Origin of the sequence: Allocoprococcus comes, from assembly GCF_013300725.1 — a bacterium.
GTDB lineage: Bacteria > Bacillota > Clostridia > Lachnospirales > Lachnospiraceae > Allocoprococcus > Allocoprococcus comes_A.
The window spans coordinates 12,345-25,289 of sequence record NZ_JAAIMM010000026.1; the positions used below are offsets into that span (position 1 = coordinate 12,345).

Sequence of the window (12,945 nt, forward strand, 5' to 3'; positions counted from 1 at the left end):
CGGGCATCTTACGTTTGGACACAACGTTATCTTGCGATAACAAATCTATATTCAGATTGTATTACTCGATGATTGTAGCAACACGTCCTGATCCTACAGTACGTCCACCTTCACGTTTGTGAGGTTCTTAAAATCTCATTATTTTCTGTGATTTTCGTGTCTTTATTGTCCTGTGTTATAGGATTTCTACGCTATATTTCTGTTCTCTTCATTTTTTAGTATCAAAACGGTATCACAGCCAGATTTTCATGAGCTGTCAACTTTCCGGTTGCAGATTCCCACCTTGACTGTTATAATCGAAACATGGGTGCTATCATAACGGTAGGCGGTTAGTCCTTCAGCAGAGGGACTGTGACCCTCTGATTACATAGAAACTCGAAAGAGAATCCACTGGAAAGGAGGGCTAAGCCATGAGTATTGTTGATTTTATAGCAGTAGTGAGCTTCGGCTTAACCTGCTTTGGTCTTGGATATACCTTTGGCAAGGATAATAATAAACCACAAAAATAGCCGCCCTGGTCTGGTAAACTAAGCGGCAATTTTTGTCAAAACATATATCGGACTAACCGTCTATCGGTAGCACTCTTTTTCTATAATCATATTAGCACGCATGTGTGAAAATGTCAAAAATTTTCTTCATTCTCTTGGTTATTAATCTCCTTAATCAGCTGTACTGCCTTCTCTGCATCATCGGTTTTCACGAATATATCCACACCATATATTCCAAATCCAGGTGCCCCATGCATTGCAACATTCGCACCTGCTTCCTGTGAAAAAGCTGCTATTCCATTTTGCTTTAACATTTCTACAAGTTGTTCTGTCTCTACTATATTCTGTGCATTATAAATTTTTATCCATTCTACCTTAGATAGGGAAGTTTCCTTTTTCTCCTGAACATTTAACGAATTCTGGTTTCTTTTTCGATTAATAAATGCCAAGAGCCTAAGAATAATAAATGCCACAATAATAATACCAATCAGAAATCCCAATGCTAATCGTGTTATCTGTGTTTCTGTAGCTCCCATTCTAAATAAGCATACACCATAGATGACGGTAAAAATTCCTGCAAATATCACACTGGTGAAAAAATCTCGCCATATAGTAGCACTTTTTGGCAAACATTTATCCCATATTCCATTGTACACCATAATAGAGGCGTACAGGATTCCTCCTACCAAAGCAGTTGCTGTCTCTCCTAAAACCAAGCGAATATCCACAGTTAATAACATCTGAATAATAATCGCTAACACGCTAATCACAAACATTGATGCAAATGCAAGATTTCCAGCCTTTAATGCTTTTTGTTTCACCCATCCTTCATACACCACAACTTTGTCCAGTGTTTCTTTCATCTCTTTATTCATAGTCTGGCTCCTTTCTCCATCCAGGAGCTCTCTCATCTCAACATCGTAATATTCAGCAAGTTGAACAAGTATACTGAGATCTGGCATATTTATTCCTGTTTCCCATCTGGAAACTGTTCTTGCAGATACCTCAAACTTCTCGGCAAGCTGCTCTTGCGTAAGATTCTTTTCTTTACGACATTGCTTTAAAAAAGCTCCAATCTTTTTTGTGTCCATGTCTCTACCTCTCTTCCACTTACAGCTTACCAATATGTATCAAAATTACCACGACATAAAACGAGAATCCGCTAATTTTCAACCGGACATCGTATGTCTAAAACAAATAAACGGTATTTTCACCCCAAAAGCATTCTATTCCTCTATAAATTAACCTTCTCTTTTATGTCTATCCATAAGTAGCAGAATAAACATAACAAACCATATCACCCATGCAATTAAACAACCGATTCCTATATGCCAAATATCTATAATCATTCCAGCAATAAAAGGAATTGACATAAACATCATTCTCTTCCCATATGCCTTACACATAGCATTTTCATCATATTTTTTTCGTTCTTCTGCTGCTTTCATATTATAACCAGACAAGAATTTGGATGCTTGTCCTTTTGACCTATAAAACCATATTCCAAATAAAAGCATAATCACTGCCATTGCAAAGTCAAAAATAATATAAATATAGAACATATAATGCCTTCCTTTCAGTCAATTCCTCAAACCAGAAGTTATTACTTTTTGCATAGTGTGTTTTCTAAAATGATAATAACCACGACATCAACTACAATGATTCCCAATGCAATATATACAAAAAATGCAGGCAAAATATTTTCAAGCAAGCCCATAATTAATGCAAGAATTGCTATAATAGACATTCCAACTCCCATTGTCCTGCATAACTTCTTTTCATCATATTTTTTCTTTTCTTCTTTTGAAGCTGTATTATATCCAGAAATAAACCAGCTTCCGTGTCCAGAAAGTAAAACTATAGAAAGTACAGCAAATATTACAAAGACAATCCACACTATCCAATCAGAACCTGTTGCTAAATCTGCTAATTTCAATTATAGACCCTCCCTAAATTTCGTTTTTCTTAATTCTAAAAATCTGAAAGTTGTCTTTTAAGATTTCAATTTCGTTAAATCCTCTAAATACATTTCTGTATAACCACATTCTGGGCAGACTGCAACTCTAACATCATCTATAGTTGTCGCCTTTTGTTTTTCATCTACACGAACAACCATCCCATAGCCACCGCCATTAACTTTAAGTCTTAAATCTAATTTCATACTTGCTCCACACTTTTCACATTTCCTCATTGTTTATACCTCCAAATCCCGAATTTGAGAAAAAGCTCAAAGGACTTTTAATGTCCCTTATGCTTTTCTCTTTTCTTTCGCTGTTTTAGTTCAAACATTCGCTGTTCTTCCGCCTCTTTTTTCTTTCGTTTTTTTTCTTTACGCTCCTGTTTGTTCTGTTCCTGTTGTAATTTCAACGCCTGTTGCGATTTTGTGCCAATGCCAGTTTCCAGCATCTGCTTTTTTGCTGAACGCTGCATCCGTTTCGGATTTCTTTTTATATCCTTTACAATAGCTTCAACAGCCGGACTGAATTTCAAACCGAAATAGTATTTTTGAATATATTCCTGCACTTCATATTCTTTTGGTTCTACGCCAAATGTTACCTTTGCCACAGATAATTTACCATCTTCAATATGCTCAAATATGCCTACCCAAAATGGTTCTTCAAAATATACCGTCAATCTTCCATTTACTTTGTCCATAAAAATCCCTCCTAAAATTTATTGAACAAAGAATGGACAACCCGGAGGGGCAGGTTACTTACCCTATTTATATAGGACGGCCGGGCTACCTACCGGCTCTGGCACATCAAAGATGCACGTTGCGTTTTTATCTTTGTTTTGATAACTTTCAATTTACCTTCACTTTATTTTACCATAGTGCTTTCTAAAGTTCTATTCTAATATACAAAAATGTAAAAAAGCGATCTTATCCCCCTCGCAATCACACATATATCATGTTTTTCAATACAATTTCTTCTGCACTAGCTTTTATATTATTCATCAGCCTGACCCTCTCCATCTGATCCTGTGCCTTTAATTCTTCAGTTACACCCTGTTTTTCTGTCATCTGTTCCATAAGCGTTTCCACCTGTTCTCTAGCTTCCTGATCAGTCTGATTCAGATGTTCATTCAGCTTTCCAGTCAATAACAAATACTGATACCTTGCTGATCTGTGTTCTTTTAAGAACTGCTTTCGTAACATTCCATATTTTCCATATGTCGGTTCTTCTTCTCTTAAAACCAGATCCGGCAAATAGTAATCTCCATGCAACGTATAGCTCATTCCATTTTTCTCATCATAAATCTGTTTTTTCATAGTCTAAATCTCCAATCCTTTGTATTTTGTTTTATTTTTCTTACGTTGTTGGTTTTCAATCTGGCTCTTTTGAGTTGCCCATTCCAACTGTTTCAGAACGCTTCCCTTTGGCATTTGCTCCATTCGCCGTTTTTCTTCCAGTGCCCTTTGTTCTTTAATGTCCTGCTGCACCACATCCTCTACAGTTTCCATTCCCAGAATACGCACCACTCTGTCATATCTGTCCGAAGTCTCCTGTAAACGTTGATTATCATTTGATAATTTTCCATTTTCCTTACGTACATCGTCTAACTGTTTCTGGATATTATCACATTCCTCAACAGATTTTTGATATTTATTTTTCCAGCTTTCTACCATTTTGTTAAGCTCTACAACCTTTCCAGCTAATGCAGCAATCTGATTCTTCATCTTGATAAACAATGGCTTGATTTTATTCTCCCTGTAAGGTACTGCACGTTCAAATGTTCCTGCCTCCGGTAAAAACGTCTTAATCATTCCATATTCTTTTATTTCCTTACTGGCATTATCCATGATTGGTTGTAGCACATTCCGACGATCTTCCAGACTTTTTAGTTCTTTTTCTGCGTCCTCTGCCCTTTGTTCTGCTTCTTGCTTCTCCCTAATTGCCTGTTCCTTATCGTCTTTTAAAATCTGGATATCTGCTCTGGATTCCGCAATTTGTGCTGTCAGTTCTTCGTTTTCTGCAGTTAGATACTCTTTCTCCTGCTCTAATTTCTGTACTTCCTTTTTCCGTTCTTTTTTCTTGAAGTTATAGACATCCAGATGTTCCTCATGACTGCCTTTCTGTTCCCATTCAATACCATGCTCTTTTGCAATCCCTGCCAGAACTTCTTTTTCATGGTTCATCCACTGGTTTAACTCAGTATCATGCTTATTCCCACCTTGAAATCCAAGACTTTTTAATGCCTGTTTCAGCGAAACTCTGGTGTCCATTCCTTTTCCTTTCCAATCAGTTACATAAGGAATAAAATCAATATGTAGATGTGGCGTAGCTTCATCCTGATGTAGATAACAACCAAATACCCGTAGCGTTGGATTCCGTTTCTGGAAGTCCTTTACATACTCATCCAGTACTTTTACAGCCTGACCTCCTTCTGCTGTTCCGACAGCCATATCTTCTCGATTTCCAATCTGGAAAATCACTTCATGGAACAATTTTTCCTGTTTGCCCTGCCGGATTTTTTCATAGTAATTTGTAATCTGTCGATCTTTTCTTTTCCCGATATTATATCGTTCTACAGCTTCATCAAACAGTTCTTTATAAACTTCTTTTAAATTCTCATTCTGATAGCAAATATTTAATTGCACTCTGTCTGAATCAACATTTTCTGCTATAAATTCCCTTCTGTTATGAGCCAGAGAACCTGTCCCGATCATACCACTAATTGTTCGTTTCAGCGTCATGTTCGTCACCCCACTTTCTAAAACCAGTGCCAGACATGGCACATAAATTTGTATCTTTACCAGCTATAGTATAAAAAGAAATCTTCGCCGGATACGGCGGTTTTGTTACTTTTGTCAAAAGTAACGCAAAAGCACTTTCGACAGCCGTTCCGTCCATCAAAAGTACCCTTGCGCCCTGCCGGGGGCTATTTTATCTCTTTCGTTACTCTCTCGATTAAATTATTCCGTTATTCTTGCCTGCACATATTCCAGATCTCCACAGTATGGCGTTCCAACCAGATACCATTCTCTTGCTGGATTCATCTCCATTCTTGTCCTTACCCACTTATCATCGACCAGCACCTCAAGACCTTCTCCACAGTGAAATCCCGTATCAATCCATAAGTCTGATGCCAACAACCCATATCTGTTATTGCTACTGTTATATCCTAATCTTCCCTGTTTCATTGTATCTTTCTCCCTTCTTCACAACTATCAAATTTACAGCCGTCTCACATTCCAGCCACAGTTTTCCGTCTGCACCTTACCAACTTTCTCCTTGTTTACTTCTCACAGGTGCGTGACACGCTCCTGTAAAAAGATAATCAATAAGAACTGTTACCATCGAAAGCTCTCTTGCATTCCTTTTCTGTCCAGATACTCCTGCCGGAACTTTTCCCGTTCTTCTTCTGTTGGTGCAGTTTTGAATTTACTGTATACCTCACGATTTACCATTGCATCCAGCTTTTTCTCCAGACCTTTTCTTATATCATCTGCTTCCTGTTCCTGATCCAGTAAATGATATTTTATAATCTTTCCAAATAACTCCTCTGGAATCATAACGTTTTTCAAGCTCTCACCTTCTTACAATTTATGTAAGGACGCAACACTGCAATGTCTTTACAGATTGCAACCTTGCATTTTAATTCCGCATTTTCTATATACTCTGCAATGTTGCACCCTTAATTTATTCCGGCTTAACTTTATCTAAATCCCAATACCATGAATTGCCGATTCGTCTTGCCTTAATTTCAAGTTCCTTTTTTGCATTTTCCAGTGTTCTTTTAGAAATATTCAAATCTTCTGCCATATCAAAGATTTCACTGCTTTGCACAGAAGTTGATGTTTCTGCCAGTTCCCTCAGCATCTTCTTTGCCTGTTCCAGTTTATTTACCTTTGGCGCAATTCCACCAAGCACCTCATCTGCTGTGATTTCATAGTCACCTATCCACTCAAATCCTGTTTCTGTCAGGCGAAATGCTTTGGAATGCCCAAATGCAGCCAGATTATTTTTAATCTGAACCACTGCTCTTAAATCCGGTTCTCCCTCTATTCTTCCTACCAGTAATACGCTTCTGGCTACTGCAAAAAAGTCAATCGAACCCATTCCTCTATATGCAGCTTTGTTTCCACCAGCTTTATTCATGTGTCCGATTAATAAAATTGCACATTTGTATTTTTCTGCCAACAAACTCAATCTTTTCGTCATATCCCTTGCTTCATTTGCACGGTTCATATCCATTGTTCCTCCAAGGTATGCCTGAATCGGATCTAAAATAAGCACTCTCGCACCAGTCTGTTTGATAGCAGTTTCCAGTCTTTCATCAATCATGGAAAGTGATTTTTCTGTTTCATCTATAACCATAATTCTTTCACAGACCGCTTCTGCCAGCTCCAGTCTGGGTTTTACTGTATCTGCCAGTCCATCTTCCGCTGTCTGATAGATAATATTCACGGGTTCTGTTACTTTCATATCGTTATCCAGACCTTCTCCTTTAGACAATCTTGCAGCAATATTTAATACCAGCGTAGTTTTTCCATCACCGGGATCTCCCTGAATAATCGTTAATTTTCCATAAGGGATAAACGGATACCAGAGCCAGTCCACTGTCTGAGACTGGACATCTGACATCTTTATCATTTTCAATTCTGTTTTATTCTCATTTCTCTGTTCCATAAATTCCTCCATTTTCCCAACTGTTCTCGCCAGTTATCTGTTGTTCTCTGGAAGAATCTCTGCTATAATCAACTTGTCTAGGGTTGACATTTGTGGATTCGTCCTCATTTGTCACATTGCTCCGGTTGTTCGTACTTCCGGAGCTTTTTATATTTTCATCATCCAACATATCTGCCACTACTTTCTGCTGATCTGGATATAAGTGCCCATAAGTATTCAATGTAATGCGAATGTCCGTATGTCCAAACCTTTCTTTAATCATCAATGGTTGCACTCCCTTATTGATCAGAAATGCCGCATGACTGTGACGAATGTCGTGTACTCTTATCTTTTTTACTCCGGTCTTTTGAACCACCTGTTTTAACTTATGCTGTACCGCTTCATGAACCATTGGAAAAATCCGTTCATCTTCGGGCAACTCATACAGTCTGCTAATATAGTCCTGAATCTCTTTTTTCAGAAATTCCGGTATGGAAATCGTACGGTTCGATTCTTCTGTTTTGGGAGATGTAATCACGTCCTCTCCATGCATACGGTAGTAAGTTTTATTGATATGAAGTAGATTCCTTTCAAAATCAATGTCAGCAGGTGTAATGCTGAGTGCTTCGCCTTCTCTCGCTCCTGTCCAGAATAATAATTCAAACAGCACATAATATTTGCTTCCCGGTTCTATTCCGGTCATAAACTGCCGATATTCTTCAATTGTCCAAAACTTCATTTTCTTTTTTGAAGTCTTTCCCATACGTTTTACTTTGTCACAGGGATTATCTGCCAGATTGTAGATATTCTTCGCATGATTGAATAATGCCGTCATCTGATTCTGTATTGTTTTCAGATAATCATCTGAATATCCTTTTTCAATAATCGTATTCTGCCACTGGATAATCTCTGCTGGTGTAATACTGTTCATTGGTCTGTCCTTAAAATACGGTAACAGTTGAGCCTTCATCGTATCTCTTTTATTCTTGATACTCCTGTCCTTCAATGACTGAGACTTGTCTCGGAAGTAGACTTCTACAAACTCTCCCATTGTCATATCCATGTCTGCTTTCGCTGTTCTTTTATACTCCGCTTCAAAATTTAATGCTTCTTTCTTAGTGCGGAATCCTCTTTTTACTTTTCGCTTTTTGGCTCCTGTCCAGTCCTCATAATAAAATGAAACATACCAGGTTCCTCTTTCTTCATCTTTGTATGCTGCCATACTTTCTCCCCCCCTTTACATTGCAATCTGGGAATATCCATAAAATTTCTTTTCCCAGAATGCTCTCGGTATCTTGCCCGCAACGGTCACATATCCCTGATCTGCAAGCTCTTTGTTCAGTTTGCGAAGTAGCTTGTAAGCATATCCAAGTGAAATCCCCATGCTCTCTGCAACTTCTTCCGCTGTAATCATATAGTTTTGTCTCTGCATATCATTTCCTCCTTGTCTATAATTATCATTTTCACTGATACTATATCATTTAAAGTAATCATTGTCAATGGTTTTTATCTGTGTGAATGATATTTTTCTATATTGTTGATTTTTATCATTTGTGATATACTAATCATAGCTTTTAAGGAGGTGGATAATATGCAGGAATCATCTATTTCAGAAAAAATAAAAGAGCTACGAACTGATCTGAAGATGAATCAAAAAAACTTTTCCGCAGCTATTGGTATACGTCAGTCAACTTTATCCAGTTATGAAAATGGTGTGGTTACTCCCTCCAATGATGTGTTATTGACTATTGCTCAGAAATTTCATGTCTCACTGGACTGGTTATTTGGATTATCTGAAAATAAAGTACAGATTTCTACTCTCAGCGATATTCTTTGGGTTTTACTGCAGATGAATGAATCCAATGAACTCCGGTATGAACTGGATATAAATAATAAACTTCCCGGTGATATAGAAACAGAAACACAGAAATGGTATGCCGGACTTCGCTTTTATGGAAATGATCCGGAACATTCTTTAAACGCAGATATGTGTAATTTTCTTGCTGATCTGCAGGAGAACAGAGAAAGCCTGGAATCTTATTTCACAGGCAAAGATATGTTTGATATGTGGAAAAAGCAGACGTTGGAATACTACACTTCCAAACCTGTCACCCATAAAGAAATTGAAGAACTGGATTTTGAGACACGAATCCGTAAACGAGATGAACTTTTAACACAGAAATTTTCCAATAACGAACAGAAATAGTATCATAACAGTATCACAGGCAGATATGCGAAGGTTTTCATTTTCTTCCCATACCTGCCTGTTTTTAATTTATTCGCTATTCTTTACAGCCTTTTTTTAATCTTCTGTTCAACAGAAAAACCCCGGAAACCTTACGGTCCCGGGGTATCTTACGTTTGGACACAATGTACCTTGCGGTACTCAATATATATTAGTCAGTGATTACTCGATGATTGTAGCAACACGTCCTGATCCTACAGTACGTCCACCTTCACGGATAGCGAAACGAAGTCCCTGTTCCATAGCTACTGGATGGATCAGTTCGATTGTCATTTCTACGTTATCACCAGGCATGCACATTTCTGTTCCTTCTGGAAGTTCGCAAACACCTGTTACGTCTGTTGTACGGAAGTAGAACTGTGGTCTGTAGTTGTTGAAGAATGGAGTATGACGTCCACCTTCATCTTTTGTAAGAACGTATACCTGTGCAGTAAACTTGTGGTGGCAAGTTACTGAACCTGGTTTACAAAGAACCTGTCCTCTTTCGATTTCGTCTCTCTGAACACCACGAAGAAGAGCACCGATGTTGTCACCAGCCTGAGCTTCATCAAGAAGTTTACGGAACATTTCAACACCTGTTACAACTACTTTACGTGTTTCTTCTTTGATACCAACGATTTCTACTTCATCAGATACGTGAAGTACACCACGTTCTACTCTACCAGTAGCAACTGTACCACGTCCTGTGATAGAGAATACGTCTTCTACAGGCATAAGGAATGGTTTGTCTGTGTCACGTTCTGGATCCGGAATGTATGAATCAACAGCATCCATAAGTTCCATGATCTTGTCTCCCCATTCTCCGTTCGGATCTTCAAGAGCTTTAAGAGCTGATCCCTGGATGATCGGAGTGTCATCTCCTGGGAATTCGTATTCATCAAGAAGTTCACGAATTTCCATTTCAACGAGTTCAAGAAGTTCTTCGTCGTCTACCATATCACATTTGTTCATGAATACAACGATGTACGGTACACCTACCTGACGAGAAAGCAGGATGTGCTCTCTTGTCTGAGCCATAACACCATCAGTAGCAGCTACAACAAGGATAGCACCATCCATCTGAGCAGCACCTGTGATCATGTTCTTAACGTAGTCAGCATGTCCTGGGCAGTCTACGTGAGCGTAGTGACGTTTTTCTGTTTCATACTCAACGTGAGCTGTAGAGATTGTGATACCACGTTCTCTTTCTTCTGGAGCTTTGTCGATGTTTTCGAAATCTACAGCTGCGTTACCAGCAACTCTTGCTGCAAGAGTTTTTGTGATAGCTGCTGTAAGAGTTGTTTTACCATGGTCAACGTGTCCGATGGTACCGATATTACAATGCGGTTTTGTTCTTTCAAATTTAGCCTTTGCCATTTTGAATATCCTCCTTAAATATACCACCCAATAGGGCATTTTAGTTTACGATGTTTTAACTCGGCTAATACTGATTATATTTCATAAAGTACAGTTTTTCAAGCCTTTTTCGTATTTTTTATGCGTTTTTGTTAGATAAAATCTTTTCCTGTACAGACTTCGGAACTGGCTCATATTTTTCGAAGAACATTGAGTAGTTTCCACGTCCCTGAGTTCTGGAACGAAGGTCTGTAGAGTATCCGAACATTTCTGAAAGCGGAACATATCCTCTAACGATCTTTCCACCGCCGAGGTCATCCATACCTTCGATACGTCCACGACGAGAGTTGATATCACCGATAACATCTCCCATGTACTCTTCTGGCATAGTAACTTCAACTTTCATGATAGGCTCAAGGAGTACCGGATCAGATTTCTTCATAGCATCTTTGAATGCAAGAGAACCTGCAATGTGGAATGCCATTTCTGAAGAATCGACTTCATGGTAAGAACCATCATATACTGTTGCATGAATACCTACTACAGGGAATCCACCAAGGATACCAGCTTTCATGGCTTCTTCAATACCTTCGCCTACAGCCGGAATGTATTCCTTCGGAATTGCACCACCGACAACAGTAGATTCGAATTTGTATGTTTCTTCACCATTGACATCCATTGGTTCAAATTTAACTTTACAGTGTCCGTACTGTCCACGTCCACCTGACTGTTTAGCATATTTGCTGTCAACATCAACTGCTTTTGTGAAGGACTCTTTGTATGCAACCTGCGGAGCACCTACGTTAGCTTCTACCTTGAACTCACGAAGAAGTCTGTCTACGATGATTTCAAGATGAAGTTCTCCCATTCCGGCGATGATTGTCTGACCTGTTTCCTGATCAGTATGAGCACGGAATGTCGGGTCTTCTTCTGCAAGTTTTGCAAGAGATTCACCAAGTTTACCCTGAGAAGCTTTTGTCTTAGGCTCGATAGCGAGCTCGATAACTGGTTCTGGGAATTCCATAGATTCAAGGATTACCGGATGCTGTTCATCACAGATTGTATCACCTGTAGTTGTGAACTTGAATCCGATCGCTGCTGCGATGTCTCCTGAATATACTTTATCCAGTTCCTGTCTCTTGTTGGCATGCATCTGAAGGATACGTCCAACACGTTCTTTTTTATTCTTTGTAGCGTTCAGTACGTAAGAACCTGAATTCATGCTTCCTGAATATACACGGAAATATGCAAGCTTACCTACGAACGGGTCTGTCATGATCTTGAATGCAAGTGCAGAGAAAGGTTCTTCATCTGAAGAATGTCTTACTACTTCATTACCATCTTCATCAACACCCTGAATTGGCGGGATATCTGTCGGAGCTGGCATGTATTCAACGATTGCATCCAGAAGCTTCTGAACACCCTTGTTTCTGTAAGCAGATCCACAGCAAACCGGTACTGCTGTACATTCACAAGTAGCTTTTCTAAGAACTGCTTTGAGCTGATCTACTGTCGGGATTTCGTCCTCAAGATACATCATCATAAGTTCGTCATCCAGTTCGCAGATCTTTTCGATCAGTTCTGTATGGTAAAGCTCAGCATCTTCTTTCATGTCATCCGGGATTTCACATACTGTGATATCATCACCCTTGTCATCATTGTAGATGTAAGCTTCCATTTCCATAAGGTCGATGATTCCCTTGAAATCATCTTCTTTACCGATTGGTAACTGAAGAACGATAGCGTTCTTGCCCAATCTTGTCTTAATCTGTTCTACAGCGTTGTAGAAGTTTGCACCTAAGATGTCCATCTTGTTGATGAAGGCCATTCTTGGTACGTTGTATGTGTCTGCCTGACGCCATACGTTTTCTGACTGAGGTTCAACACCACCCTTAGCACAGAATACACCTACAGCACCATCCAGTACACGAAGTGAACGTTCAACCTCTACAGTGAAGTCAACGTGTCCCGGAGTATCAATGATATTGATACGATGCTCAAGAGCACCTTTTTTCGGTTTTGTATGATCTTCAAGTGTCCAATGACATGTTGTAGCTGCTGAAGTGATTGTGATACCTCTTTCCTGCTCCTGTTCCATCCAGTCCATGGTAGCAGTTCCTTCATGAGTATCACCAATCTTATAGTTAACACCGGTATAGTATAAGATACGCTCTGTAAGAGTAGTCTTACCAGCATCAATATGCGCCATAATACCGATATTTCTGGTTCTCTCTAATGGATATTCTCTTCCAGCCAAGATTTTTTC

The 12,945-nt window shown here is 39.0% G+C and carries 15 protein-coding genes; 1 reads left to right on the plus strand and 14 read right to left on the minus strand.

From position 1 onward, the window contains the following. Positions 1 to 622: 622 nt before the first annotated feature. From G4407_RS12900 to G4407_RS12955, 12 genes are all read right to left on the minus strand, one after another. The gene (locus tag G4407_RS12900; protein ID WP_114002722.1) at positions 623 to 1,579 is read right to left on the minus strand and encodes a helix-turn-helix domain-containing protein; all 957 of its coding nucleotides are present in this window, start codon (positions 1,577 to 1,579) and stop codon (positions 623 to 625) included. A gap of 150 nt (positions 1,580 to 1,729) precedes the next feature. Next, a complete protein-coding gene (locus tag G4407_RS12905) occupies positions 1,730 to 2,050 on the minus strand; it encodes a DUF3784 domain-containing protein (RefSeq protein WP_114002721.1) in 321 nt (106 codons plus the stop codon). Positions 2,051 to 2,091: 41 nt separating this feature from the next. After that, positions 2,092 to 2,424 (minus strand): DUF3784 domain-containing protein, encoded by a 333-nt coding sequence (locus G4407_RS12910; RefSeq protein WP_008373562.1) that lies wholly within the window; start codon positions 2,422 to 2,424, stop codon positions 2,092 to 2,094. A gap of 57 nt (positions 2,425 to 2,481) precedes the next feature. Continuing rightward, the gene (locus G4407_RS12915) at positions 2,482 to 2,679 is read right to left on the minus strand and encodes a zinc ribbon domain-containing protein (RefSeq protein ID WP_008373560.1); all 198 of its coding nucleotides are present in this window, start codon (positions 2,677 to 2,679) and stop codon (positions 2,482 to 2,484) included. A 47-nt stretch (positions 2,680 to 2,726) separates the two neighbouring features. Further along, a complete protein-coding gene (locus G4407_RS12920; protein ID WP_055059745.1) occupies positions 2,727 to 3,143 on the minus strand; it encodes a YjdF family protein in 417 nt (138 codons plus the stop codon). A 241-nt stretch (positions 3,144 to 3,384) separates the two neighbouring features. Further along, positions 3,385 to 3,759, minus strand: a complete 375-nt coding sequence (locus tag G4407_RS12925) for a TnpV protein (RefSeq protein WP_055059744.1) — start codon at positions 3,757 to 3,759, stop codon at positions 3,385 to 3,387. A 3-nt stretch (positions 3,760 to 3,762) separates the two neighbouring features. Next, entirely contained in the window at positions 3,763 to 5,184 is a 1,422-nt protein-coding gene (locus tag G4407_RS12930; protein ID WP_147567297.1) for a plasmid recombination protein, read from the minus strand. A gap of 219 nt (positions 5,185 to 5,403) precedes the next feature. Beyond that, positions 5,404 to 5,631, minus strand: a complete 228-nt coding sequence (locus tag G4407_RS12935; protein WP_114002719.1) for a DUF5348 domain-containing protein — start codon at positions 5,629 to 5,631, stop codon at positions 5,404 to 5,406. A 150-nt stretch (positions 5,632 to 5,781) separates the two neighbouring features. Continuing rightward, positions 5,782 to 6,003, minus strand: a complete 222-nt coding sequence (locus tag G4407_RS12940; protein WP_055059751.1) for a hypothetical protein — start codon at positions 6,001 to 6,003, stop codon at positions 5,782 to 5,784. A gap of 127 nt (positions 6,004 to 6,130) precedes the next feature. Beyond that, positions 6,131 to 7,132, minus strand: a complete 1,002-nt coding sequence (locus G4407_RS12945) for an AAA family ATPase (RefSeq protein ID WP_072522256.1) — start codon at positions 7,130 to 7,132, stop codon at positions 6,131 to 6,133. Continuing rightward, a complete protein-coding gene (locus tag G4407_RS12950; protein ID WP_072522257.1) occupies positions 7,104 to 8,321 on the minus strand; it encodes a site-specific integrase in 1,218 nt (405 codons plus the stop codon). Before G4407_RS12950 ends, G4407_RS12945 begins: the two co-directional genes overlap by 29 nt. A gap of 15 nt (positions 8,322 to 8,336) precedes the next feature. Then, positions 8,337 to 8,531, minus strand: coding sequence for a helix-turn-helix domain-containing protein (locus G4407_RS12955; protein ID WP_055053915.1), 195 nt, complete (start codon positions 8,529 to 8,531; stop codon positions 8,337 to 8,339). Positions 8,532 to 8,690: 159 nt separating this feature from the next. Here G4407_RS12955 and G4407_RS12960 point away from each other — a divergent pair, with 159 nt between their 5' ends. Then, entirely contained in the window at positions 8,691 to 9,305 is a 615-nt protein-coding gene (locus tag G4407_RS12960) for a helix-turn-helix domain-containing protein (RefSeq protein WP_070100139.1), read from the plus strand. A gap of 201 nt (positions 9,306 to 9,506) precedes the next feature. On the opposite strand, the gene tuf is transcribed toward G4407_RS12960, so the two are convergent. Both tuf and fusA read right to left on the minus strand, forming a co-directional pair. Next, complete coding sequence (gene tuf, locus G4407_RS12965; protein WP_117557426.1) at positions 9,507 to 10,700, minus strand: elongation factor Tu; 1,194 nt, start codon at positions 10,698 to 10,700, stop codon at positions 9,507 to 9,509. Between the two features lie 118 nt (positions 10,701 to 10,818). Continuing rightward, complete coding sequence (gene fusA, locus G4407_RS12970) at positions 10,819 to 12,936, minus strand: elongation factor G (protein ID WP_173689204.1); 2,118 nt, start codon at positions 12,934 to 12,936, stop codon at positions 10,819 to 10,821. Between the last annotated feature and the right edge of the window lie 9 nt (positions 12,937 to 12,945).